Genomic DNA, 23,601 nt, shown 5'->3' on the forward strand with positions numbered 1-23,601 from the left:
TCATCTCCGCTTGATTGATCGACACATCCGGGCAGCTCAGTAATAGCTCATAACCCGGGCTGTTGCCGGCCAGCGGAAACGAAAAAGGCGGCTCGCACGGATCGACAACTTCCGCAAGAACCGCCTGGCCACTCAACTTCATCAATGGCCGTCACAACTCAGCCATGACGCTCCTGCAGCACCTTGCTCCACAGGGTGAACGCTACGGATGGCGTCCAGCCCGGGTTGGAGGTGTGCTCCTGAAGGCACAGGTAACGATTGCCTTCGTAAGTCACTCCATCCTCCCTGAGGTAGTGCTGGCTGGTGCGCCACTCGGGAAAGCTCGGATCGACCGCACCGCCTGCGGTCCTGGCACTCACACTGCGGCTGGGGAGCGACTCCTGGCCCTGAGTGTCGGTAGCGGTCACAAAATAGCTGTATTGGGTGTCCGCACTCAGCCCCTGATCCTCGAAGCCCGGAGAGGGGGTGCGAGCGACCGCATTGCCGTCGCGGTACAAGGTGTAGAACTCCACCGGCCGCACACTACCGGAAACACCCCAGCTCAGGTTGACGCTGCTGCGACTGGTGCCCAGTACCATCAGGTTTCCAGGAGCACCTGGGCGCTCCGGCTCACCGCCATCGCCATGGATCAGCGGCGCATAGCGATGACGAAACTCCCAGTTGTAGGGCACACCCTGCCGACTGATGCCGGCATCCCAGTTCACCGACCAGGTCATCAACCCCTTGATGGCGTGACCGGCGCCCTGCAAGCGCTTGAACGCATTGCTCACCGCCGACGGGTCGATCACATAGCCGGTGGCCGCGGCATCGACGTTGCTTGGCAGGCCTATCACCAGCTTGTCCGCGGCAATGCGAGTGAAACCACGGGTACCGGAGGCCAGGCTTTCGCTCAGGTAGTAGAGGAAATCCTCTTTCATCGCGTCATTGTTCTGGGCGATCCAGGCGCCCTGCCCGCCATTGGCCTCCTGCACCCAGAGCCCGTCGCCTCCCTGGTTATAGAACTGCGGCGCGACAAAGTCGTAATAGCCTTCCAGGGCCTGCAGGTAGGCCACGTACTTGCCATTGCTGGTCAGGTAGGGAAACTCAGGCGCCATGCTGATGATGAAGTGCTTGCCCTGGCCGGCGTAATGATCCTTCACCAGCTTCAAGGCGGCAGGCAGCACACTCTTGTTGTCGGCAAAGTCGATGGCGCTCTGCTCCAGGTCGATATCCAGGCCATCGAAGCCGTAGGTTTCCACCAGACGGATGATTTCGTTGGCCAGGGGCTGTTCGTTGCCCTTGTGCAATTCGATATGGGCATCGGCGCCGCCCAGGGAGATCAATACCGCCCGGCCCTGGCTGTTGAGCACGCCCACCTGGCGCCGGAACTCGGCGTCCGAAAGGTTGTAGGGCTTGAAGGTGGGAATACCGTTGCCCTTCATGAAGGCCACTGCAACCACGTTGTATTCCTTGGGCACGTCCACCAGATCCAGGTTGGCGAATTGCCCCTGCTGGTAGCCGTCGCTGTGACCGGCAGCCCAGTTGTGCCAGAAGCCCATGAGCACCTTCTTGCCGGCAATGCTCGGCATCAGGGAAGCAGCATCTGCGGCCTGACTCTTGATTAATGCAAAATCGATCTTATCCACGTTCTAATCCTTCAGAACTGTCAGAAAATATTAACTACCTGAAACTTATTTAAAGTCCAGATCGAAAGCCTGATAAAAGCCATTGCCGGTATTGGCAACAATCCACACCAGTACTACAACATGGTGGCCCTTTTTATTTTTGGGCAGCACAACTTCATGATGAGTCTTGGCTTTCAATACCGAACCGAACTTGTCGAATGGCACTTCGGTGTAGAAGTCCTGATAAAAAGCCTGGGGTTCCAGCTGGGCGCGACTGATGCGCTGTTTCGGGTCCCAGCCGTCCTTGGTGATGAACCAGTTGTAGCCCCGGGTAACGTGAGGGGCGGTGTATTCCCACTGCACCTGGAACACCTGGCCCGGGTTCACGTTCACCAGCGGCCAAGTGAAGGGCCGGTTGATCTTTTTCGACATTTCCTCGTTGGTGAAGTTGATGCAATCGCGATCATCAACCTTGCCGCCACTGAGAATATGACCGTCGGCGGGTGGCGCGACACTGGCCACATCGCTGTCGTAAGGCTTTGGGAAAGGACCGGCGGCGAGGGCCGGAAAGTTTTTCCCGCCTTCCATCTCGTTGACCTGCCAGGTTCCCAGCAGCCCCAGTTCTACCGCTACCGCACCGCGGCTGGACGGAGAAACAACGCGACCATGTTTTAGTTGAGCCTGTGGCTTATTCATATCTTTCACTCCATTGATTAATTAACTACTGCTCCTTATTGAGCACCCTCAACTTAGCGCACTTTTCCCTGCTTTTTTCATCACCACAAAAACTAACCATTCAGGACAATTTACAAAAGTCCGCCCCAGCCCCCTTAATCCCTGGACTTCCTTATTTCAACTGACAGTTTGAAGAGGCAATGTATTACACGCTTTGCTACAGGCTTATTGGGTGTTTCCACAGATCGCCAATAACAGCTGGCCTGACCAGCTGGAAACCCTTCCCCAGAAATGACAAAACCCGGCCGATGCCGGGTTTGTACCTGATAGCGTCAAATACCAACGCCAGTGACTATCCTCTGCGTTACAGACAGGTCGCTAGCGCCGCCAGGCGACGCTTCGAGACATAGCTGTCTGCAACCGCATAAAAGTGGACGGTGGTCGTCGCTGCCTCGGCCTTGATATCGACAAAAGTCTCGGCGGAACGGGTATACACGGTGTACCCCCCTGCCTTGCCCGGTTGCAGATAGGCAGCGGCATCGACACCAAAGACCGACTCGTCCTGCCAGGCGAACTGCACACATTGCGCTACCAGTTGATCAGCCTTGGCCGAGGCCAGGGTTTTGTTGGGCGTTCGGGCCCGAGCTTCATCCATGGTAGAGCTCGCACAACCAGCCAATAGCGCCGCCACCATTACCGCCATCAAAACCCGCATGCTGCCTCCTCCTCCTGAAAACGCGAGAGTATCGCTCAGGCCGCGTTAAAAAGGCGCGCGAACAGCAGAAAAACTCCCCCGCGCCCACTCAGCACTCCGCCAGGGAGGACGCCAGCTGGGCGATCGCCTCCTGGTCCTCATCTCCGAGGTGGCGGTAGTTCTGAATAATGGTGCTTTCATCCAGGCTCAGGCTGCCCTCGGACAAGCGCGAGCGCTCGCCGGTCAACACATAAAGCAGGTCAACGCCGTGGCGCCCGATGGCCATCAGGTAATCCGATTTGGGCACCCGCTCACCGCTCTCGTAACGGCCCTGGGCGTTGGCTTCAACACCGCCAATGGCACCGAATTCCTGCTGGGAGAGCCCCAACGCCTTGCGCTGTTCTTTCAAGCGCTCACCAAAGGTCTGCATAACCATCCTCATTCAACAAGGTGATGGTTTTACGACCGTATCGGCCGCAGAAGGTGCACTTTGTTTGCCCACACCATTGCCAGCCCCCGGGCAAAAGATTAACCTGCGCGCCCTTTCCACACTTTTGCCAAGGAGATCCACCATGCAACAGCTGATCACCCCTTGCAGGACGTGCCTGGTTTAAACGCTGCAACCGCTACCCGCTAGCGCCTTCGCTTAACCCCCGCTTCGTCCTGCCACTACCTGAATATTTTTTTCCAATCAGGAATTGGACATGGACACTTGCATCCGTCATTTGTCGAACGGCGTCTCTCTGATCGCCTCCGACACCACCTGGATCGAAGACAAAGCGCTCCAGCAACTGCACACCACCGCACAACTGCCCGGCATGCGCCAGGTCGTCGGCATGCCCGACCTGCATCCAGGCCGGGGCTATCCGGTGGGCGCAGCATTTTTTTCCACCGAAGTGGCCTACCCGGCGCTGGTGGGCAACGACATCGGCTGCGGCATGGCGCTGTGGCAAACCGACCTCTCCAGCACTCGCCTCAACCTCGACAAGCTGGAAAAGAAAATCGGCAATATCGACCTGCCCCTGGATGAGCAGTGGGATGAACAACGCGCGCAACTGGCATTGCCCGTCAGCGGTCATGAGCACTCCCTGGGTACCATCGGCGGCGGCAACCACTTCGCCGAACTGCAACAACTCGATCAGGTCCATGACGCCGACACCCTGCAAGCACTGGCACTGGACCCGAAAGCCTTGCTGCTGCTGGTGCACAGCGGCTCCCGAGGGCTGGGAGAGGCCATTTTGCGCAGCCACGTCGACCAACACGGCCACAACGGCCTGTTGATGACCAGCACCGCCGGCGCCCAGTACCTGGAGCAGCACGACCAGGCCTTGCGCTTTGCCGAGGCCAATCGACGGCTGATCGCCGAGCGCCTGCTGCACAATCTGCGGGCCAAGGGCCAGCCGCTGCTGGATATCAATCACAACCTGGTGTCTGCGGCGCAGGTCGACGGCGTATCGGGCTGGCTGCATCGCAAGGGCGCCACGCCATCGGACCAGGGTCCGGTGGTGATTCCCGGCTCTCGTGGCGACTACAGCTACCTGGTGCAACCGCTCCCCCAATCGTTCAGCCTCTACTCCCTGGCGCACGGCGCCGGGCGCAAGTGGCTGCGCAGCGACTGCAAGGGCCGGCTGGCAACGCGCTTCAGCTTCGATCAACTCAAGCGCACCCAGCTGGGCAGCCGAGTGATCTGCGAGGACCGCGGCCTGATGTACGAAGAGGCTCCCGAAGCCTACAAGAGCATCGACAGCGTGGTGGGCAGCCTGCGCGACGCCGGCCTGGTGAAGATCATCGCCCGACTCAAACCGGTACTGACCTACAAACGCCGGGGGTGCTGCTGATGATGTTGCTACAGCTGTCCTCCGCCCAAGGGCCTGCCGAATGCGAATTGGCAGTAACCCACGCATTACGCCGCCTGCATCACGAAGCCGAAGCGCAGAACGTGCGCCTCGGCATCATCGAGCAGGTTGCCAGCCAGGCTCGCGACGCCCATCGCTCGGTGCTGGTCAGCCTGGATGGCGAGCACGCCGCAAACCTGGCCCGACGCTGGACAGGCACCCTGCTGTGGATCTGCAAAAGCCCTCTGCGGCCCGCACATCGACGCAAGAACTGGTATTTCGCCGGCCAGCCATTCAGCGCCCCTGAAGAAGCCGAAGGCGGCGAGATCCGCTTCGAGGCCATGCGCGCTTCCGGCCCTGGCGGGCAGCATGTGAACAAGACCGACTCCGCGGTACGTGCCACCCATGTAGCGACCGGCATCAGCGTCAAGGTGCAGTCCGAACGCAGCCAGCACGATAACAAGCGCCTGGCTCGTCTACTGATCCAGCAACGGCTTGCCGATCGGCAAGAGCAATCCGTACAGGAACTGCGCTTGCAGCGTCGTGACGCCCATCACCGGGTTGAACGGGGCAATGCCGTGCGCACCTTCAGTGGTAGCGCCTTCACCCCTCTGGACTGACCCGCCCTGGTTCGGGAAGCCGATCGTCACGACGGCTCCCCGAACCAGGTTGGTGGCTACAGAGGGCAATACGTAAAAGATCTTGAACCGGTGACCGATGCGGCAAATGCAGAGGACGCTGAAGACATGGAGCAGAGTCCCGATGAACAACTACTTCGATAGCCCCTTCAAGGGCATCACGCTTGATCGGCAAGTCACCCACCCGAATATTCGAGTAGGTCGTTTCAGCTACTACTCAGGCTACTACCACGGCCATAGTTTCGATGAGTGCGCGCGCTACCTGCCCCACGAGGAAGGTGCGGACAAGCTGATAATCGGCTCTTTCTGCTCAATCGGCTCGGGAGCCGCATTCATCATGGCCGGCAACCAGGGGCATAGAAGCGAGTGGATCAGCACCTTTCCGCTCTACTGGATGCCCGAGGAACCGGCCTTCGCGGGCGCGCAGAATGGATATCAAGCCGCAGGCGACACGGTGATAGGCAATGACGTCTGGATCGGTTCCGAAGCCATTGTCATGCCGGGCATCAGGATCGGCGATGGCGCCGTGATAGGCACTCGAGCCCTGGTGACACGGGACGTGGAACCCTACGCAATCATCGGCGGTAACCCCGCCAAGACGATTCGCAAGCGCTTCGATGATCGGCGTATCGAGATGCTTGTGGAAATGCAGTGGTGGAACTGGAGCAGCGAGCAGTTGAAAGCAGTGATGCCACTGATGACCAGTGCCAATGTCGAGGCGCTGTTTGAACATTGGCAGGAGCACATCCGCCCCGACTGATCACTGGCCAAGATCGCAGCGAGCGCTGCAATGCCAGTGGGCTTCTTGGCGGATCGTGCAAAGCCATCAAAATGGCCAGAAACAAAAAAGGGGCTCACCTTTCGGTGAACCCCTTCTAGACCGCCCAGCAGAGCGGATTTTGTTTGGTAGGCGCGATTGGACTCGAACCAACGACCCCCACCATGTCAAGGTGGTGCTCTAACCAACTGAGCTACGTGCCTGCTGTGAGGCGGCATTCTACGGAATTCCAAAGGGGTGTCAACACCTTTTTTGCAGCTAAGCCTATGAATATGCGAATTTTTTAATTTTCGTGGGATGAAGAAGTTTTTTCTTCTGTCTGGCAGCTCATTTGCAACTCAGGTAGCATCGGCGCACTCGTAAAATATATTAAACACATGAGGTCGCAGGATGGCGAACATTCCCTACCCACAGTCCTATTACGCGGCATCGGCCAATGCGGCTCCGGAACGTCCGATGCTCCAAGGCGAGATTGAAACCGATGTCTGCGTGATCGGTGCGGGTTATACCGGCCTGTCCAGCGCCCTGTTCCTCCTGGAAAACGGCTTTCGTGTGACCGTACTGGAGGCCGCCAAGGTCGGCTTTGGCGCTTCAGGGCGCAATGGCGGGCAGATCGTCAACAGCTACAGCCGCGATATCGACGTGATCGAACGCAGCGTCGGCCCCAAGCAGGCACAACTGCTGGGGCAGATGGCCTTTGAGGGCGGCCGGATCATTCGTGAACGGGTGGCCAAATACCAGATCCAGTGCGATCTGAAGGACGGTGGTGTATTCGCAGCACTGACCAGCAAGCAGATGGGTCATTTGGAGTCGCAGAAGCGCCTGTGGGAGCGCTACGGCCACACCCAGCTGGAATTGCTGGATGAGCGGCGTATCCGCGAAATCGTGGCCTGCGATCAATACAAGGGCGGCATGCTCGACATGAGCGGCGGCCACATCCATCCACTGAACCTGGCACTGGGTGAAGCGGCTGCCGTGGAGTCGCTGGGCGGCACCCTCTATGAACAGTCCCCGGCAATCCGCATCGAGCGCGGCGCCAATCCGGTGGTCCACACACCCCAAGGAAAGGTCCGCGCCAAATTCATCATCGTTGCCGGCAATGCCTACCTGGGCAATCTGGTTCCGGAGCTGGCAGCCAAGTCCATGCCTTGCGGAACCCAGGTCATCACCACCGAGCCCCTGAGCGATGAGCTGGCAGCCAGCCTGTTGCCCCAGGATTACTGCGTCGAAGACTGCAACTACCTGCTGGACTACTACCGCCTCTCCGGCGACAAGCGCCTGATTTTCGGTGGCGGCGTGGTGTATGGCGCCCGCGACCCGGCGAACATCGAGGCCATCATCCGACCGAAGATGCTCAAGGCCTTCCCGCAACTGCAGAACGTGAAGATCGATTACGCCTGGACCGGCAACTTCCTGCTGACGCTGTCGCGCCTGCCCCAGGTTGGGCGCCTGGGGGACAATATCTACTACTCCCAGGGCTGCAGCGGCCACGGCGTGACCTACACCCACCTGGCCGGGAAAGTCCTGGCGGAGGCCCTGCGCGGCCAGGCTGAGCGCTTTGACGCCTTTGCCGACCTGCCTCACTACCCCTTCCCCGGCGGCCAGTTGCTGCGCACGCCATTCACCGCCCTGGGCGCTTGGTACTACAGCCTTCGGGACAAGCTCGGCTTCTGAAAGCCAAACCTCCTTACAAGCACAAAAAAACCGCCGAGCAGGCGGTTTTTTGTGTTCGATCAGCAGCAAGCAAAAGACGCTGCCAAAGAGCGATTCCCGAAAACAAAAAACCCCGGTCTTGCGACCAGGGTCTTTGCTATCGATGCGAAACAAGCTGTTGGCTTATTTCGTTGCTTCAAGGCGTTCAGTGATCCTTGAGGCTGATATGGCGCAGCGGACGGGACTCGAACCCGCGACCCCCGGCGTGACAGGCCGGTATTCTAACCGACTGAACTACCGCTGCGTATCGCTTGGACTTGCGTCCATGTGAACCGTTTAAATCATCTGATTGAAGAGCTTCGATGCTTCCTCAATCTCAAGCCAGGCGAACCCGACCTGGAAAATATGGCGCAGCGGACGGGACTCGAACCCGCGACCCCCGGCGTGACAGGCCGGTATTCTAACCGACTGAACTACCGCTGCGCGTCGGTTGGAGGCTTCCTTGGAAGCTTCCCTCTTTCTTGCGAAAGAGACTCAGGGAATGGTGGGTGATGACGGGATCGAACCGCCGACATTCTGCTTGTAAGGCAGACGCTCTCCCGGCTGAGCTAATCACCCTTTGCTTCGCTGAGGCCGCGAAATTTACGCAGGTAACGAAGCTAAGTCAATAGCAGGCTTGAAGTTTTTTTCAAAAACAGCAGCAAGCAGAAACTTCGCACCAAGAGCCAGAGGTGCTCCTCTTGGGCTTGCAGCCACAAACTCGCTACCACCCTTATTCCTGATAAATCATTTTCTTGGTCATGCCACCGTCCACCACGAATTCCTGGCCGGTGACAAAGCCCGAATTGCGGGACAGCAGCCAGGCCACCATGGAGGCCACATCTTCCACCGTCCCTACCCTGCCTGCTGGATGCTGGGCATGATCGGCATCGGATAACGGCTCTGCGCGACGCACCGCAGGATCCCGGGCATCGATCCAGCCGGGGCTTACCGCATTGACCCGAATCTCCGGCCCCAGGCTGATCGCCAGGGCATGAGTCAAGGCCAGCAGCCCCCCCTTGCTCGCCGCGTAGGCTTCGCTGTCAGGCTCCGATTGCCTGGCGCGGGTAGAGGCCAGATTGACGATGGCGCCGCCATGGGCGCGCAAATACGGCGCACAGTGCTTGGCCAGCAGCATCGGCCCGCCCAGGTTCACCGCCATGACACGATTCCAGTAGGCCAGATCCAGGCTTTCCAGGGTGATGTTGTGCGGGTCAGCCACAGCAGCATTGCAGACCAGGGCGTCGAGACGCCCGAACTGCCCCAGCACCTCAGCCACCCCCTGGGCCACTTGCACTTCATCGGCCACGTCCATGGTGATGAACCAGGCGCTTTCACCCAGCACCTTGGCCACCTTGGAGCCACGCTCACGATCGAGGTCGGTCAACACCACCTGCCAGCCTTCGCTGATCAGCCAGGCAGCGATACCCAGGCCGATACCCCGGGCCGCGCCGGTCACCAGCGCGACACGCCCGTTGCCGCCGCCCTGGGGCGTGGACAACTCGATCACAAGGCTGCCAGGCCGCGAGCCAGGTCGGCTTGCAGGTCGACCACGTCCTCCAGCCCCACCGCGATGCGGATCAGGCTGTCGCGAATGCCCGCCGCTTCACGCTCCTGAGGCGCCAGGCGCCCGTGGGACGTGGTGCTCGGATGGGTGATGGTGGTTTTGCTGTCGCCGAGGTTGGCGGTAATGGAGATCAGTCGCGTGGCATCGATAAAGCGCCAGGCGCCCTCTTTGCCGCCCTTGACCTCAAAACTCACCACCGCGCCAAAACCACGCTGCTGACGCTTGGCCAGCTCGTGCTGCGGATGGCTGGCAAGGCCTGCGTAGTGCACCTTCTCGACGCCGTCCTGCTGCTCCAGCCACTCAGCCAGGGCCAGGGCATTGGCACAATGAGCACGCATCCGCAGGTTGAGGGTTTCCAGGCCCTTGAGGAAGATCCAGGCGTTGAACGGGCTCAGGGTCGGCCCCGCGGTACGCAGGAAACCCACCACTTCTTTCATCTGCTCGCTGCGCCCGGCCACCACGCCGCCCATGCAACGACCCTGGCCGTCGATGAACTTGGTCGCCGAATGCACCACCACGTCCGCTCCCAGCTTCAACGGCTGCTGCAAAGCCGGAGTGCAGAAACAGTTATCCACCACCAGCATTGCGCCCTTGGCATGGGCCACCTCCGCCAACGCGGCGATATCCACCAGCTCGGCCAGCGGATTGGAGGGCGACTCGACGAACAGCAGCCTGGTATTGCTCTTGATCGCCGCATCCCAGCCGGACAGGTCCGCCAGAGGCACGTAATCGACTTCAACACCAAAGCGCTTGAAGTACTTCTCGAACAGGCTGATGGTGGAGCCGAACACGCTGCGCGACACCAGCACATGATCGCCGGCGCTGCACAGGCTCATGACCACCGAGAGAATGGCCGCCATGCCAGTGGCGGTCGCCACAGCCCGCTCAGCCCCTTCCAGCGCCGCGATGCGCTCTTCGAAGGAACGCACGGTGGGGTTGGTGTAGCGCGAATAGACGTTGCCCGGCACTTCGCCAGCAAACCGCGCCGCCGCATCGGCGGCCGTACGGAACACATAGCTGGAGGTGAAGAACATCGGGTCACCGTGCTCGCCTTCCGGCGAGCGGTGTTGGCCAGCGCGCACCGCCAGGGTATCGAACGCTACGCCTTCAAGGTCGCTGTCCAGCCGACCGGCATCCCAATCCTGACTCATGCCGCCTACTCCTAATGTCTTCTTAAAATGCTCGGATCAGTTGTTGTACAGATCGATGATGGCGCTGACCGCCTGGGTCTTGGCCTTGGACGCATCGTTACGAGCGTTCTCGATCTTGTTCAGGTAGGCCTCGTCGACGTCGCCGGTAACGTACTTGCCGTCGAACACCGCGCAGTCGAAGGTCTCGATCTTGATCTTGCCACCACCGACCGCCTCGATCAGGTCCGGCAAGTCCTGGTAGATCAGCCAGTCGGCGCCGATCAGGTCTGCCACGTCCTGGGTCGAACGATTGTGGGCGATCAACTCGTGGGCGCTCGGCATGTCGATGCCATACACGTTCGGGTAACGCACGGCAGGTGCAGCCGAGCAGAAGTAGACGTTCTTCGCGCCCGCTTCACGGGCCATCTGGATAATCTGCTTGCAGGTGGTGCCACGGACGATGGAGTCGTCCACCAGCATCACGTTCTTGCCGCGAAATTCCAGTTCGATCGCATTGAGCTTCTGGCGTACGGATTTCTTCCGCGCCGCCTGGCCCGGCATGATGAAGGTACGGCCGATGTAGCGGTTCTTGACGAAACCTTCGCGGAACTTGACCCCCAGATGGTTCGCCAGCTCCAGCGCCGCAGTGCGGCTGGTATCCGGAATCGGGATCACCACGTCGATATCGTGCTCAGGGCGCTCGCGCAGGATCTTCTCTGCCAGCTTCTCACCCATGCGCAGGCGCGCCTTGTACACCGAGACGCCATCAATGATCGAATCCGGGCGGGCCAGATATACGTGCTCGAAGATGCACGGCGTGAGTTGCGGGTTGGTGGCGCACTGGCGGGTATAGAGCTTGCCCTCTTCAGTGATGTAGACCGCTTCGCCCGGAGCCAGGTCGCGAATCAGGGTGAAACCCAGCACATCCAGGGAAACGCTTTCCGAGGCGATCATGTATTCCACGCCTTCGTCGGTATGACGCTGGCCGAAGACGATCGGACGGATACCGTGGGGGTCACGGAAACCGACAATGCCGTAGCCGGTGATCATGGCCACCACCGCGTAGCCACCCACGCAACGGTTGTGCACGTCGGTGACGGCGGCAAACACGTCTTCCTCGGTAGGCTGCAACTTGCCGCGCTGGGCCAGCTCGTGAGCGAACACGTTGAGCAGCACTTCAGAGTCGGAGTTGGTGTTGACGTGGCGCAGGTCGGACTCGTAGATCTCCTTGGCCAACTGCTCCACATTGGTCAGGTTGCCGTTGTGCGCCAGGGTGATGCCGTAAGGCGAGTTGACGTAGAACGGCTGAGCCTCGGCCGAGGTCGAGCTGCCCGCGGTTGGATAGCGGACATGGCCGATGCCCATGTGGCCTACCAGGCGCTGCATGTGCCGCTGCTGGAACACATCACGCACCAGGCCGTTGTCCTTGCGCAGGAATAACCGGCCATCATGGCTGGTCACGATACCGGCAGCGTCCTGGCCGCGGTGCTGGAGGACGGTTAGCGCGTCATACAGCGCCTGATTGACGTTCGACTTACCGACGATACCGACGATGCCACACATGCGACGCAACCCCTACTTAATGAAACTGAACTGAACCCATCTTACTGAGGCGTTTTGGCCGGTAAGAGGTGCTCCTTGAACGGTATTTCAGCGGGTACGCTGATACCGCTGGCCAGCCACTGACTGCTCCACCCCAATATGAGGTTCTTGGACCAGTCTGCAACCAATAGAAATTGTGGCACCAGTCGCGACTGTTGCCACCAGGAATCCTGCTGTACCGGCCCCAGGCTCAGGAGCCCGATCGCCACGACCACCAGCAGCGCGCCACGCGCAGCGCCGAAGGCCATGCCGAGGAATCGATCGGTCCCGGAGAGGCCGGTGACGCGAATCAACTCGCCGATGAGATAGTTGACCATTGCCCCCACCAGCAAGGTGGCGACAAACATGATTGCGCAGCCCGCGATCACGCGAGCCGAGGGAGTTTCGATATAACCGCCAAGGTACTCGGACAGTGAGCCACCAAACATCCAGGCAACGACTCCTGCGATGATCCAGGTAAGCAACGACAAGGCTTCTTTGACGAAACCGCGGCTCAAGCTGATCAAAGCGGAGATGGCGATTATTGCAACGATCGCCCAGTCAACCCAGGTAAATGGCACAGTGCAGCCTACAGACGGATAAGGCGGCGCATTTTAACAGAGCGCTTGGCTGTCGGTAAGCTGCGATTCACTGTGCTTTTAAAATCAAGCGGATAGCCTTAGCCACGCTCTGGCTGGAAGCGCACCACGAAGCCCTTGAGATTATGCTGACGCCCCAGCAGGTCACGCAGGCGATCAGCTTCGGCGCGCTCGATCAGCGGCCCGACAAATACCCGGTTCTTGCCTTCGGCGGAACGGATATAGGCGTTATAACCCTGGCTGCGCAGGGTTTTCTGCAGGTTTTCCGCGCTTTCACGGCTCGACAGACTGGCCAGTTGCACCGACCAACTGACGGACAAGCCATTGGCATCGACCCGGCTCTGGCTGGTATCGGGCTTGGCACTGGCCACGGGCTGCGGCGGAACCGGAGCCGGTGTCGGCGCAGGCTTGGCCACAGGCGCAGGCTTGCTGGCCACGGTCGGAGCAGGAGCCACCACCGGGGCCGGTGCGATCGGGGTCGATGGCGCTTGTTGCACCACAGGCTCGTGCTCGTCGGCTGGCACAGAGCCCTCGGGCAGTACCTGAGGCTCAGGCACAACTACCGGCTCGACCTGGACCTGCGGCATGGCCGCGGCTTGCGGCGCCGACGGCACATCCACCGTCACATGACGCTGCTCATCCTCGCGCGAGAACAGCATTGGCAGAAAGATCACCGCCAAGGCCACCAACACCAGTGCTCCGACCATTCGCTGCTTGTAGACGTTATCCAGCATTGCCATGTGCAGCTTCCTCCGTGGAGCGCCGGGCGAGCCACTCAAGCGCCTCGGCAACACAATAAAAAGAACCGAACAGCAGAATTTCGTCATCTGCAGTGGCTTGCGCGCATTGCGCTTCCAGCGCGGCAGCCACACTGGAATAGGACGCTACCGGAGCACCAAGGTTCTCCAGAGCCTGCTGCAAATCCTCCACCGGGCGCGCCCGCGGCGTATCCAGAGGCGCTACCGCCCAGTGCCGGACCGCCCCTTTCAGGCAGCCAATCACGCCCTCCAGATCCTTGTCCGCCAGTAGCCCGAACACCGCCAGACGCTTGCCCGGCACAGGCCGGCGCGCCAGGCGCTCAGCCAGGTACTGGGCGGCATGGGGGTTGTGACCGACGTCCAGCAGCAGGTTCAGGCGCTTGCCCTGCCAGTCGACCTGCCGGCGATCCAGACGCCCGGTAACCCGGGTCTGGCGCAAGGCCGCGCTGATCCGCTCCGGCTGCCATGGCAAACCGGTGAGCAGATAGGCCTGCAACGCCAGAGCGGCATTTTCCATAGGCAGATCCAGCAATGGCAGGTCTTGCAGCTCGACCGGCTTGCCCTGGGCATCCAGGCCACGCCACTGCCAATGCTGGTCAGTGCCCCCAAGATCAAAGTCCCGCCCCCGCAGGAAAAACGGGCAGCCCAGCTCCCGCGCCTTGTCCAGCAAGGGTTGCGGCGGATCCAGGTCGCCACATAGCGCCGGAGCGCCAGGACGAAAGATCCCGGCCTTCTCGAAGGCCACGGATTCGCGGGAATCGCCCAGGTATTCGATGTGATCGACACCAATACTGGTCACCAGCGCCAGGTCGGCATCCACCAGATTGACCGTATCCAGGCGGCCACCCAACCCCACCTCCAGGACCACGGCATCCAGCGCCGCCTGCTGAAACAGCCAGAACGCTGCCAGAGTGCCCATCTCGAAGTAAGTCAGGGTGACTTCGCCGCGCCCCGCCTCTACCGCAGCAAAGGCTTCGCACAACTGCTCGTCAGTGGCCTCGACGCCATTGATCTGCACCCGCTCGTTATAGCGCAGCAGGTGCGGCGAACTGTAGACCCCCACCTGCAGGCCCTGGGCCCGCAGCAGGGAAGCGACAAAAGCGCAGGTAGAGCCCTTGCCATTGGTACCGGTGACCGTGACCACCCGGGGCGCCGGCTTGCCCAGCCCCATCTGGGACGCTACCTGCTGCGAGCGCGCCAGCCCCATGTCGATGGCCGAGGGGTGCAACTGCTCGAGGTAGGCGAGCCATTCGCCCAGGGTACGTTGGGTCATAGGTTTGCTGGAGCCGGCGGCACCACGATCGGCTCGACCGGCGCCGCGACGAATTCCGGCGTCGGCAGGCCCATCAGCTGAGCCAGCAGATTGCCCAGGCGCGGACGCAGTTCCTGACGGGAGATGATCATGTCGATCGCACCATGCTCCAGCAGGAACTCACTGCGCTGGAAACCTTCAGGCAGTTTTTCCCGCACGGTCTGCTCGATCACTCGAGGACCGGCGAAGCCCACCAGGGCTTTTGGCTCGGCGACAATCACGTCGCCCAGCATCGCCAGGCTGGCGGAAACGCCGCCGTAGACCGGGTCGGTCAACACGGAGATGAACGGGATGCCTTCTTCACGCAAGCGCGCCAGTACCGCGGAGGTCTTGGCCATCTGCATCAGAGAGATCAGGGCTTCCTGCATCCGCGCACCACCGGAGGCGGAGAAGCAGATCATCGGGCAGCGATTTTCCAGGGCGTAGTTGGCGGCGCGCACGAAACGCTCGCCGACGATGGCGCCCATGGAGCCCCCCATGAAGGAAAATTCGAAAGCCGAGACCACCACCGGCATGCCCAGCAGGGTGCCACTCATGGAGATCAGCGCATCTTTCTCGCCGGTCTGCTTCTGCGCAGCGGTCAGGCGGTCCTTGTACTTCTTGCCGTCGCGGAACTTCAGACGGTCCACTGGCTCCAGGTCAGCGCCCAGTTCGGCACGGCCTTCGGCGTCGAGGAAGATATCGATACGGGCACGCGCACCGATGCGCATGTGGTGGTTGCACTTGGGGCAAACATCCAGGGTCTTTTCCAGCTCCGGACGATAGAGCACCGCCTCGCAGGATGGGCACTTGTGCCAAAGACCTTCAGGCACCGAGCTTTTCTTCACCTCGGAACGCATGATCGAAGGGATCAGTTTGTCTACTAACCAGTTGCTCATGCTTTCTTTCTCCAGTACCGGCGGCCCGAACGCTCTGGTTCGCAGCCCCGTGTATGCCCTTGAGCTAAATTCATGTGTGCGGCGATGATCAGTTCGCTGCCGCGGTCAGCACCGGGCTCGACCTGCCTGCAACGAACCTTTCCTCAGCCATCCCGACAACCCGCTCCAGAGCGGTTGCCACTCGATTCCGACCCCGCCTGAAGGCGACGCCTGCCTGTTTTGTACAGTGGTGTTATGGACGGCGGCAGACTGCCAGCCGTCACATCGACTCGTTGCTGCGACGCACTGCCTGCATAAATGCCTGAATCTTTGCCGGGTCCTTGATGCCCTTGCCCTGCTCCACCCCGCCGCTGACATCCACCGCATACGGGCGCACCCGGGCGATGGCTGCCGCCACGTTATCTGGCGTGAGGCCACCGGCAAGAATGATCGGCTTGCTCAGCCCCTGAGGAACCAGGGACCAGTCGAACGCCTCGCCGGTTCCACCCGGCACGCCTTCGACATAGGTATCCAGCAGAATCCCGCTGGCCCGCGGATAGGCCAGGCAGGCCGCCGCGATGTCATCCCCGGCCTTGACCCGCAACGCCTTGATATAGGGCCGGTGATAGCCCTCGCAATCAGCCGCCGACTCATCGCCATGAAACTGCAGCAAGTCCAGCGGTACGGCGTCGAGGATCTCCCCCAGCTCGCAACGACTGGCATTGACGAAGAGGCCGACGCTGGTCACGAACGGCGGCAAGGCGGCGATGATTGCCCGCGCCTGCTGCACATTCACCGCCCGCGGGCTCTTGGCATAGAACACCAGGCCGATGGCATCGGCCCCCGCCGCCACTGCTGCCAGCGCATCTTCTATGCGGGTAATCCCGCAGATCTTGCTGCGAACAGCTGGCATGTCATGAACCTCGGGGGCAAATCCGGAAAGTCCCGGATGGTAGCAAATGCTTTTCCGGGCGTCAGCCGTCAAGTTCCGAGAATCCGCTGAGGAAATGTGGCCCGATGTATCGCTCGGGCAACTGGAACTCGTCCTTGTATTCGACCTGCACCAGGTACAGACCAAAAGGATGGGCGGTGACGCCGCCGGTACGCCGGATCCGGCTTTCCAGCACTTCTCGCGCCCACTCCACCGGCCGCTCGCCGGCACCGATGGTCATCAGCACCCCGGCGATGTTGCGCACCATGTGATGCAGGAAGGCGCTGGCACGAATATCCAGGACGATCATCTTGCCGTGCCGGGTGACCCGAAGGTGATGGATCTCCTTGATCGGCGACTTGGCCTGGCACTGCCCGGCCCGGAACGCGCTGAAATCATGGGTGCCCACCAGGAACGCGGCAGCCTGGGCCATGCGCTCGATATCCAGCGGCCGGTGGTTCCAGGTGATTTCTTCGTTGAGATGGGCTGGACGGATCTGATCGTTGTAGATCACATAACGGTAACGCCGGGCGATCGCCTTGAACCGTGCGTGAAAATGCGCGGGCATCTCCTTGGCCCAGCTGACGCTGATGTCGTGGGGCAAATTGATATTGGCCCCCATCACCCAGGCCTTCATCGAACGCACGGCCTGAGTATCGAAATGCACCACCTGCCCGCAGGCATGCACCCCGGCATCGGTGCGTCCGGCACAGGACACCACCACCGGAGAATCCGCGACCCGGGACAGGGCCTTCTCCAGGGTTTCCTGGACACTGGGCACACCGGAAGCCTGACGCTGCCAGCCGCGGTAGCGCGAGCCCTTGTATTCCACACCCAGGGCGATTCGGGAAAAGCCTTCGGCTGCCATTTCGGCGGCCGGGTTATCTATATTTGCCAAGAACTTACAGCCTGCTGATATGCGCAAAGGCGCTCATTATAGGGCCGCAGACAATAGACGCCACGGGCTGTCGGGCTTTGTTTGCAGATTGATCAGCCATACAGCCGCCCACAGGGCGATTGCATCCGCCCCCGGGCAAACGCTATATAGTTTTTTATATATCGAAAACAACAAAGCCCCCCCCCTGATCGAGAACCGATGAATGATCGCAACCAGCAAAGAAGCCGTAGGCCTGGCCTACAGCCTGGAGGGCATGCTCCATGCCAAGCGCATGACCTGGGAGGCCATCGGGCAGATCGCCCGGCAGGTCAAGCCAGGCATGCAGGAATCCGCCGCCAGGGAAATGGGCCTGGAAGTCCTGCGGGAGATGGGTATGGAGCGAATCTGGCATCCGCTGCTGATCCGCTTTGGCGCCAATACCCTGAAAACCTTCAAGCAACGCTCCGATGGCGATCCGCTACTCCAGGAAAACGATCTGTTCTTCATCGACCTGGGCGTGGTCTGGGATCGCCATGAAGGTGATTGCGGGGCGACGTTCGTGGTCGGCGACGACGCTGAAATGCATGCCTGTGCCGCCGCGGCGAAAAGCCTGTTCGACCAGGTCCACGACCACTGGCAGAGCCACCAGATGGCTGGCCCTGAACTCTATCGCTATGCACAGGAACAGGCCCGAGCCATGGGCTGGGTACTCAATCTGGATATCAAGGGCCATCGGGTCAGCGACTTTCCCCACGCCATCTACCGCGCTGGGGACCTGGGAGATTTCGCCGCCTGCCCGCAAGTGGGTCTGTGGATCCTGGAAATCCAGATCTCCCACCCTACCCGGCCCTTCGGTGCCTTTTACGAAGACCTGCTGGCCTGAGCCTCACCGCCACCGCAGCGCCACCAACAAAAACGGCAGCCTCATCGGCTGCCGTTCTGTTCAAGCATCAGGTTGCTTCAGGCCAGTCGCCCCAACATCTCCTGGGCTTCGCTCTTCTGCCCTTCGTTACCTTCGCTCAGCACCTCACCGAGGATGTCCCGCGCACCGTCGTTATCCCCCATATCGATATAGGCCTGGGCCAGATCGAGCTTGGTGGCCACCTCGTCGCTGCCGGAGAGGAAGTCGAAGTCCGCCTCATCAGGCGCTGCAGCGGCATCCTCGGCAGTGAAGCTGGGGATCGCCGGCTCCGGCTGATCAAGGCTCTGGCTCAGACGATCCAGTTCAGCGTTGACATCATCCAGCTCGGAAGTGAAGGCGTCCTTGGAGTCCGCGCCAGCATCCAGCTCATCGGCCAGGGACAGATCGAAGTCCGCCGACAGGTCCAGGTCATCCAGGGCCGGGTCAGTGACGGTAGGCACGTCGCCTGCCGGCAGGTCCTTGAGGTCGTCATCCAGGCTCAGCAGGAAATCTTCATCGCTCGGCTTCGCCGCCGGTAGATCAGCCCCCAGGTCCAGATCGAAATCACCCAGGTCGTCCAGGTTTTCCTCGGGAGCAAGCTGCTGCTCGAGCACCGAGCCAAAGCTCAGGTCGTCATCCAGCGGGAAGTCTTCCAGCTCGGTTTCAGGTTCAGGGGTGAGCACTGCCGGTGAAGCCGCCTCCAGGTCATCCAGGCTCAGGTCAAAATCCGCATCCAGGCCTTCTACCGGAGCAGCCGGCTCAGGCGCTGGCGGTTCGTCCTGCAGCAGCTCCTTGACGTACTCGGCATCCAGTTCGGCTGCCACGGCCGCAGTGGCCAGGCCAGCTGCCGCCGCTACCGCGACCATTGCCGGGAAGCGACTTTTCAGTTGCTCGACCTGAGCGTGGTTATCGCCATTGGCCACCAACTGCCGCTCCTGGGCGACAAAGGCGCTGCGGTCCCCCTGATGCGCGTAGACCTCCATCAGCTTCAGACGCAGATCACTGCGTTGCGGCTCCAACTTGACCGCTTCTTCGAGAATCGCCGCGGCCTGGTTCAGGCGGCCGGCATCGATGTGATTCTGAGCCTGGCCCAGCACATCGGTGGCGCGCTCGACCGGGGCTACCGGAGCGGGCGCCACCACCGGCGCTGGAGCTGGAGCTGGAGCTGGAGCTGGAGCTGGAGCGAGATTAACGCTTGGGGCTGGAACCTCAAGGCCTTCGAAGCTGCTTTCCGGCAGGTCCATTTCCTCGGTGAAATCGCTCTCCTCCGACAGTGCCCGCGCCATGCGCAAGTGCTTCTCCGCTTCCTGCTGAGCCTTGCGGCGACGAGCCAGCAACAGCAACAGCAGCAACAAGGCCAATACCGCACCACCACCCACCAGCCCCAGCAGGATCGGGTTGGTCAGCAGATCGGAGTATTTATCCTCGTCGCTCTTGGCGGGAACGGCATCCTCAGCAGGCTTGGCAGCCGGCTCGCTGGCCGGGGCCGCTGGCGCCACCACTGGGGCTGGCGTTTCGGGCTTGGCCACCAACTCAGCTGGCATTGCCGGAGCTGGCTGGGCACTAGGTACCGCAGTACCTGCGCCCTCGGCCTGCATCTTGGCCAACTGGTTGTTCTTCAATTCGATCAGGCGCTGCAGCTTGTCCAGCTGGCTTTGCAGGTCCGCCATGCGCTCCTTGAGCTCGGCGTTGTCACGACGGGTTGCGTCGAGGCTTTCCTGAGTCACCGCCAGCTTGTTGTTCAGCGCCTTGGCATCGCCGGCTGCGCCCTTGCCCCGGGTCTTGCCGTTTTCAGCGGACACCAGGCTCAGGTTGTCCTTGGTGTTGACCTGCTTGGGCGTCTTGTCGGCACCGGCGCGACGAGTCGCGTCCACCTGCTGCTGGCCACGGGCACCGGCGCGGCGGCCCTGGCGCCAGGCAGCATTCTGCGCCGCCACTTCAGCAATTGCCTTGGGCTGCGGCAGCGCGGTGCTCTGCACCACATCGGGCAGGCGCAGCACCTTGCCGGTCTTCAGCCGATTGATGTTGCCATCGATAAAGGCATCCGGGTTCAGCGCCTGGATCGCCAGCATGGTCTGCTGGATAGAGGCACCGTTGCGGTTCTTGGCGGCGATTTCCCACAAGGTGTCACGGGCCGAGGTGGTGTACTGCTCCGGCTTGCCGGACTTGTTGGCGCGGGTGACCGGGGCACTCACCGCCGGGGCGCCTACTGGCGCGCTCTGGGCAGCGGCGGCGGCCTGCGGGGAGAATTTCGATGGGTCCAGCAGCACACTGTAGTCGCGCAGCAGGCGGCCGTTGGGCCACATCACCTGCACCAGGAACTTGACCATCGGCTCCGACAGCGGCTGGCTCGAGGTCACCCGCAGCACGCTCTTGCCGCCGGGATTGAGAATCGGGGTGAAACGCAGGTCGTTGAGAAAGGCCTGGCGATCAACGCCGGCCTTGGCGAACTCTTCTGCCGGCGCAAGGCTGGGCACTACCTCGGCGGCAGTGAGGTCCTTGACATCGAGCAATTCGATTTCTGCTACCAGAGGCTGGTTCAGACTCGACTTCAGGGTCAGCTCCCCAAGCCCAAGCGCCTGCGCCATACCGGAGGACAGCGCCGAGGCGGCCGCTATTGCTAACACCAGTTTGCGAACTTGAACCATAGCCTCATCCTTTGTTTGAACATTCCTCGGCCAGCGAGAAGGTTTTGTAGCGGCTGCCAACAGGCATTGCGCGGGACCATCAACGACCACGACGCGCGATTATTTCTTGCATGCCCCGGGAGCACCTGACGGCCACTCACCTCCAGCAACTTGCCAAGCATAGCGCCCAGCTAGATTCATTCTGCAAATTGTTGCCAAGTATCTTTTACAGCAGGTCTTTTATCAACAATTCAGCCAGCTGCACAGCGTTCAAGGCCGCACCTTTGCGTACGTTATCCGAGGTCAGCCACAGATTCAGTTCCGTCGGGTCGTCGACCCCGGAACGAACCCGCCCCACATAGACAACATCCTGGCCCACGGCGTCACCCACGGCAGTCGGATAGTCGCCCGCCTCCACCAGCTCCAGGCCGGGGGCCGCTTCCAGTGCTGCATTGACTGCCGCCAGGTCAACGGCGCTGCCTGACTGCAGAGTCACGCTATAGCTATCGCCAAAAAATACCGGCGCTTGAATGCAAGTGACAGAAATCTTTAATAAAGGCTGCCCCAGCACCTCGCGCAACTCCCGGACCAGGCGCTTTTCCAGCAGGGTATGGCCCTGGGCGTCTGGAGTGCCGACCTGGGCCAGCAGGTTGAAGGCCACTTGTCGATCAAAAAAGCGTGGCTCCATGGGGCGCACATTCAACAGTTCGGCCGTCTGCCGGGCCAGCTCGCTGACGGCCTCACGGCCCTGGCTGGAGATCGCCAGGCTGGCGGTCAGGTTGACCCGCTGGATGTCCAGCAAGCCTTGCAACGGCGCCAGCGCCACGGCCAGGGCGGTAGCCGAAGCGCTCGGGCTGCTCAGTTGCAATGGTTTTTTCAAGCCGGCCAGCACCTGGGCATTGACTTCGGGAACGACATTGGGCGCCTGGGCCGAAGACAAGGCACCGGAAAGATCGATCACCGCGCAGTTGGCCGCCGTGGCACGCGGGGCAAAACTCAGGGTCACCGCCGGGCCGGCCGCGAAGAATGCCAGCTGGACCTTGCTGAAATCGAACTCGTCGACTTCACGCACCCGCACGTTCTTGCCGCGGAACGGCACCGAATGACCGGCCGACTCGCTACTGGCCAGCAGGTGCAGGTTGGCAACGGGGAAGTCACGTTCTTCCAGAATCTGCACCAGGGTTTCGCCGACAGTACCGGTGGCACCGATCACGGCAATATCAAGGGAAGGAGTCATGGTGCTACCTCAGGCGAAACGGGGGGAGCGGCACTTTACCCGGCACGGGGTGGCGAGGCAATTCGCGGGGGGAGCTGTGGCTGGAACGAAGCACTCTTGGCGGGCAAGCCCACTCCTGCGGTGGGCATGAAAAAGCCCGCGCCTTGTGCAAGGGGCGGGCTATTTCAAGCGCTCAGAGAATCAACGCTCCAGCAGGATCCGCAGCATGCGGCGCAGCGGCTCGGCCGCCCCCCACAGCAACTGGTCGCCGACAGTGAAGGCGCCCAGGAACTGCGAGCCCATGTTCAGCTTGCGCAGGCGGCCCACCGGAATGTTCAGGGTGCCGGTGACCTTGGTCGGGCTCAGCTCCTGCATGCTGATATCACGCTGGTTCGGCACCAGCTTGACCCAAGGGTTGTGCTGGCTGATCAGCCCTTCGATATCGGCGATTGGCACATCCTTGTTGAGCTTGATGGTCAGCGCCTGGCTGTGGCAGCGCATGGCGCCGATGCGCACGCAGATACCATCCACCGGGATCGGGCTCTTGAAGCGACCGAGGATCTTGTTGGTCTCGGCCTGGGCCTTCCACTCTTCACGGCTCTGGCCGTTGGGCAGTTCCTTGTCGATCCACGGGATCAGGCTACCGGCCAGCGGCACGCCGAAGTTCTCGGTCGGATAGGCATCGCTGCGCATGGCTTCGGCCACTTTGCGGTCGATGTCGAGGATGGCGCTGGCCGGGTTGGCCAGGTCATCAGCGACGGCCGCGTGGGTCGCGCCCATTTGCTTGATCAGCTCACGCATGTTCTGCGCGCCGGCGCCGGAGGCTGCCTGGTAGGTCATGGCGCTCATCCACTCCACCAGACCGGCTTCGAACAGGCCGCCCAGGCCCATCAGCATCAGGCTGACGGTGCAGTTGCCACCGATGTAGTTCTTGGTCCCGGCATCCAGTTGCTGGTCGATGACCTTGCGGTTCACCGGGTCAAGGATGATCACCGCATCATCTTCCATGCGCAGGCTGGAAGCGGCGTCAATCCAGTAACCCTGCCAGCCGGCTTCACGCAGCTTGGGGAAGACTTCGCTGGTGTAGTCGCCACCCTGGCAGGTCAGAATCACGTCGAGGGTTTTCAACTCTTCAATGCTGTAGGCGTCCTTCAGCGGAGCAATATCCTTGCCCACCGACGGCCCCTGGCCACCGACATTGGAAGTGGTGAAAAACACCGGTTCAATAAGATCGAAGTCCTGCTCTTCCAGCATCCGCTGCATGAGCACGGAACCGACCATACCGCGCCAACCGATCAGACCTACACGTTTCATCGCAACTACACCTAT

At 61.2% G+C, this 23,601-nt stretch carries 22 protein-coding genes and 4 tRNA genes; 6 read left to right on the forward strand and 20 right to left on the reverse strand.

Annotated features, from left to right (window positions below; translation table 11 throughout):
- Positions 1-158: 158 nt before the first annotated feature.
- The 4 genes from AC1RCO_RS29405 to AC1RCO_RS29420 all read right to left on the reverse strand — a co-directional run bounded on the left by AC1RCO_RS29405 (position 159) and on the right by AC1RCO_RS29420 (position 3,403).
- On the reverse strand, positions 159-1,625 hold the full coding sequence (locus AC1RCO_RS29405) for a glycosyl hydrolase family 18 protein (protein ID WP_015634913.1): 1,467 nt from the start codon (positions 1,623-1,625) through the stop codon (positions 159-161).
- Positions 1,626-1,670: 45 nt separating this feature from the next.
- Complete coding sequence (locus tag AC1RCO_RS29410) at positions 1,671-2,300, reverse strand: lytic polysaccharide monooxygenase auxiliary activity family 9 protein (RefSeq protein WP_011060397.1); 630 nt, start codon at positions 2,298-2,300, stop codon at positions 1,671-1,673.
- Between the two features lie 343 nt (positions 2,301-2,643).
- Positions 2,644-2,994, reverse strand: a complete 351-nt coding sequence (locus tag AC1RCO_RS29415; protein ID WP_041117035.1) for a hypothetical protein — start codon at positions 2,992-2,994, stop codon at positions 2,644-2,646.
- Positions 2,995-3,082: 88 nt separating this feature from the next.
- On the reverse strand, positions 3,083-3,403 hold the full coding sequence (locus AC1RCO_RS29420) for a helix-turn-helix domain-containing protein (RefSeq protein ID WP_011060395.1): 321 nt from the start codon (positions 3,401-3,403) through the stop codon (positions 3,083-3,085).
- A gap of 274 nt (positions 3,404-3,677) precedes the next feature.
- Between AC1RCO_RS29420 and AC1RCO_RS29425 the strand changes: the two genes are divergently transcribed.
- The 3 genes from AC1RCO_RS29425 to catB all read left to right on the forward strand — a co-directional run bounded on the left by AC1RCO_RS29425 (position 3,678) and on the right by catB (position 6,206).
- On the forward strand, positions 3,678-4,811 hold the full coding sequence (locus AC1RCO_RS29425; RefSeq protein WP_072444830.1) for an RNA ligase RtcB family protein: 1,134 nt from the start codon (positions 3,678-3,680) through the stop codon (positions 4,809-4,811).
- Positions 4,811-5,428 (forward strand): peptide chain release factor H, encoded by a 618-nt coding sequence (gene prfH, locus AC1RCO_RS29430; protein ID WP_041120596.1) that lies wholly within the window; start codon positions 4,811-4,813, stop codon positions 5,426-5,428. The genes AC1RCO_RS29425 and prfH overlap by 1 nt, the downstream gene beginning before the upstream one ends.
- Before the next feature lie 142 nt (positions 5,429-5,570).
- On the forward strand, positions 5,571-6,206 hold the full coding sequence (gene catB / locus AC1RCO_RS29435) for a type B chloramphenicol O-acetyltransferase (protein WP_011060392.1): 636 nt from the start codon (positions 5,571-5,573) through the stop codon (positions 6,204-6,206).
- A 144-nt stretch (positions 6,207-6,350) separates the two neighbouring features.
- Here catB and AC1RCO_RS29440 read toward each other — a convergent pair.
- A tRNA-Val gene (locus AC1RCO_RS29440) sits at positions 6,351-6,427 on the reverse strand.
- Between the two features lie 187 nt (positions 6,428-6,614).
- Between AC1RCO_RS29440 and AC1RCO_RS29445 the strand changes: the two genes are divergently transcribed.
- Together AC1RCO_RS29445 and AC1RCO_RS29450 are read left to right on the forward strand one after the other, a co-directional pair.
- Positions 6,615-7,898, forward strand: a complete 1,284-nt coding sequence (locus AC1RCO_RS29445) for an NAD(P)/FAD-dependent oxidoreductase (protein ID WP_011060391.1) — start codon at positions 6,615-6,617, stop codon at positions 7,896-7,898.
- 51 nt (positions 7,899-7,949) lie between these two features.
- Positions 7,950-8,096 (forward strand): hypothetical protein, encoded by a 147-nt coding sequence (locus AC1RCO_RS29450; protein WP_220223966.1) that lies wholly within the window; start codon positions 7,950-7,952, stop codon positions 8,094-8,096.
- An 8-nt stretch (positions 8,097-8,104) separates the two neighbouring features.
- Here AC1RCO_RS29450 and AC1RCO_RS29455 read toward each other — a convergent pair.
- The 12 genes from AC1RCO_RS29455 to truA form a co-directional block, all read right to left on the reverse strand.
- A tRNA-Asp gene (locus AC1RCO_RS29455) sits at positions 8,105-8,181 on the reverse strand.
- Positions 8,182-8,283: 102 nt separating this feature from the next.
- Positions 8,284-8,360 (reverse strand) — tRNA-Asp (locus AC1RCO_RS29460).
- A gap of 59 nt (positions 8,361-8,419) precedes the next feature.
- Positions 8,420-8,495: transfer RNA gene (locus tag AC1RCO_RS29465), tRNA-Val, on the reverse strand.
- Between the two features lie 154 nt (positions 8,496-8,649).
- Positions 8,650-9,426: an SDR family oxidoreductase gene (locus AC1RCO_RS29470; RefSeq protein WP_041117029.1), complete on the reverse strand. Its 777-nt coding sequence runs from the start codon at positions 9,424-9,426 to the stop codon at positions 8,650-8,652.
- The gene (locus AC1RCO_RS29475; protein ID WP_492618319.1) at positions 9,423-10,634 is read right to left on the reverse strand and encodes an O-succinylhomoserine sulfhydrylase; all 1,212 of its coding nucleotides are present in this window, start codon (positions 10,632-10,634) and stop codon (positions 9,423-9,425) included. Before AC1RCO_RS29475 ends, AC1RCO_RS29470 begins: the two co-directional genes overlap by 4 nt.
- Before the next feature lie 36 nt (positions 10,635-10,670).
- On the reverse strand, positions 10,671-12,176 hold the full coding sequence (gene purF / locus AC1RCO_RS29480; RefSeq protein ID WP_492618320.1) for an amidophosphoribosyltransferase: 1,506 nt from the start codon (positions 12,174-12,176) through the stop codon (positions 10,671-10,673).
- Positions 12,177-12,217: 41 nt separating this feature from the next.
- Positions 12,218-12,775, reverse strand: coding sequence for a CvpA family protein (locus AC1RCO_RS29485; protein WP_019094938.1), 558 nt, complete (start codon positions 12,773-12,775; stop codon positions 12,218-12,220).
- A 98-nt stretch (positions 12,776-12,873) separates the two neighbouring features.
- Positions 12,874-13,533 (reverse strand): SPOR domain-containing protein, encoded by a 660-nt coding sequence (locus AC1RCO_RS29490; protein WP_015634906.1) that lies wholly within the window; start codon positions 13,531-13,533, stop codon positions 12,874-12,876.
- A complete protein-coding gene (gene folC / locus AC1RCO_RS29495) occupies positions 13,517-14,824 on the reverse strand; it encodes a bifunctional tetrahydrofolate synthase/dihydrofolate synthase (protein ID WP_492618321.1) in 1,308 nt (435 codons plus the stop codon). The genes AC1RCO_RS29490 and folC overlap by 17 nt, the downstream gene beginning before the upstream one ends.
- Complete coding sequence (gene accD / locus AC1RCO_RS29500) at positions 14,821-15,741, reverse strand: acetyl-CoA carboxylase, carboxyltransferase subunit beta (RefSeq protein WP_019094939.1); 921 nt, start codon at positions 15,739-15,741, stop codon at positions 14,821-14,823. The genes folC and accD overlap by 4 nt, the downstream gene beginning before the upstream one ends.
- A gap of 259 nt (positions 15,742-16,000) precedes the next feature.
- Positions 16,001-16,633: a phosphoribosylanthranilate isomerase gene (locus AC1RCO_RS29505; RefSeq protein ID WP_011060383.1), complete on the reverse strand. Its 633-nt coding sequence runs from the start codon at positions 16,631-16,633 to the stop codon at positions 16,001-16,003.
- Between the two features lie 61 nt (positions 16,634-16,694).
- Positions 16,695-17,519: a tRNA pseudouridine(38-40) synthase TruA gene (truA, locus tag AC1RCO_RS29510; RefSeq protein ID WP_011060382.1), complete on the reverse strand. Its 825-nt coding sequence runs from the start codon at positions 17,517-17,519 to the stop codon at positions 16,695-16,697.
- Positions 17,520-17,751: 232 nt separating this feature from the next.
- Here truA and AC1RCO_RS29515 point away from each other — a divergent pair, with 232 nt between their 5' ends.
- Positions 17,752-18,411: a M24 family metallopeptidase gene (locus AC1RCO_RS29515; protein WP_103289788.1), complete on the forward strand. Its 660-nt coding sequence runs from the start codon at positions 17,752-17,754 to the stop codon at positions 18,409-18,411.
- A 77-nt stretch (positions 18,412-18,488) separates the two neighbouring features.
- Here AC1RCO_RS29515 and AC1RCO_RS29520 read toward each other — a convergent pair whose 3' ends face one another.
- From AC1RCO_RS29520 to asd, 3 genes are all read right to left on the reverse strand, one after another.
- Complete coding sequence (locus tag AC1RCO_RS29520; protein ID WP_103289786.1) at positions 18,489-21,077, reverse strand: FimV/HubP family polar landmark protein; 2,589 nt, start codon at positions 21,075-21,077, stop codon at positions 18,489-18,491.
- Between the two features lie 205 nt (positions 21,078-21,282).
- Positions 21,283-22,293, reverse strand: a complete 1,011-nt coding sequence (locus AC1RCO_RS29525) for an aspartate-semialdehyde dehydrogenase (RefSeq protein ID WP_492618322.1) — start codon at positions 22,291-22,293, stop codon at positions 21,283-21,285.
- 180 nt (positions 22,294-22,473) lie between these two features.
- A complete protein-coding gene (asd, locus tag AC1RCO_RS29530) occupies positions 22,474-23,586 on the reverse strand; it encodes an aspartate-semialdehyde dehydrogenase (protein ID WP_103289783.1) in 1,113 nt (370 codons plus the stop codon).
- Positions 23,587-23,601 lie beyond the last annotated feature (15 nt).

Source organism: Pseudomonas sp. GW823-FHT03E05 (assembly GCF_058796855.1).

Coding starts and splice junctions, on each gene's coding strand:
- AC1RCO_RS29410 (WP_011060397.1), bottom strand. CDS start 2,300: ATGAATAAGCCACAGGCTCAACTAAAACATGGTCGCGTTGTTTCTCCG.
- AC1RCO_RS29415 (WP_041117035.1), bottom strand. CDS start 2,994: ATGCGGGTTTTGATGGCGGTAATGGTGGCGGCGCTATTGGCTGGTTGT.
- AC1RCO_RS29420 (WP_011060395.1), bottom strand. CDS start 3,403: ATGCAGACCTTTGGTGAGCGCTTGAAAGAACAGCGCAAGGCGTTGGGG.
- AC1RCO_RS29425 (WP_072444830.1), top strand. CDS start 3,678: ATGGACACTTGCATCCGTCATTTGTCGAACGGCGTCTCTCTGATCGCC.
- prfH (WP_041120596.1), top strand. CDS start 4,811: ATGATGTTGCTACAGCTGTCCTCCGCCCAAGGGCCTGCCGAATGCGAA.
- catB (WP_011060392.1), top strand. CDS start 5,571: ATGAACAACTACTTCGATAGCCCCTTCAAGGGCATCACGCTTGATCGG.
- AC1RCO_RS29445 (WP_011060391.1), top strand. CDS start 6,615: ATGGCGAACATTCCCTACCCACAGTCCTATTACGCGGCATCGGCCAAT.
- AC1RCO_RS29475 (WP_492618319.1), bottom strand. CDS start 10,634: ATGAGTCAGGATTGGGATGCCGGTCGGCTGGACAGCGACCTTGAAGGC.
- purF (WP_492618320.1), bottom strand. CDS start 12,176: ATGTGTGGCATCGTCGGTATCGTCGGTAAGTCGAACGTCAATCAGGCG.
- AC1RCO_RS29490 (WP_015634906.1), bottom strand. CDS start 13,533: ATGGCAATGCTGGATAACGTCTACAAGCAGCGAATGGTCGGAGCACTG.
- folC (WP_492618321.1), bottom strand. CDS start 14,824: ATGACCCAACGTACCCTGGGCGAATGGCTCGCCTACCTCGAGCAGTTG.
- accD (WP_019094939.1), bottom strand. CDS start 15,741: ATGAGCAACTGGTTAGTAGACAAACTGATCCCTTCGATCATGCGTTCC.
- AC1RCO_RS29505 (WP_011060383.1), bottom strand. CDS start 16,633: ATGCCAGCTGTTCGCAGCAAGATCTGCGGGATTACCCGCATAGAAGAT.
- truA (WP_011060382.1), bottom strand. CDS start 17,519: ATGGCAGCCGAAGGCTTTTCCCGAATCGCCCTGGGTGTGGAATACAAG.
- AC1RCO_RS29515 (WP_103289788.1), top strand. CDS start 17,752: ATGATCGCAACCAGCAAAGAAGCCGTAGGCCTGGCCTACAGCCTGGAG.
- AC1RCO_RS29520 (WP_103289786.1), bottom strand. CDS start 21,077: ATGGTTCAAGTTCGCAAACTGGTGTTAGCAATAGCGGCCGCCTCGGCG.
- AC1RCO_RS29525 (WP_492618322.1), bottom strand. CDS start 22,293: ATGACTCCTTCCCTTGATATTGCCGTGATCGGTGCCACCGGTACTGTC.
- asd (WP_103289783.1), bottom strand. CDS start 23,586: ATGAAACGTGTAGGTCTGATCGGTTGGCGCGGTATGGTCGGTTCCGTG.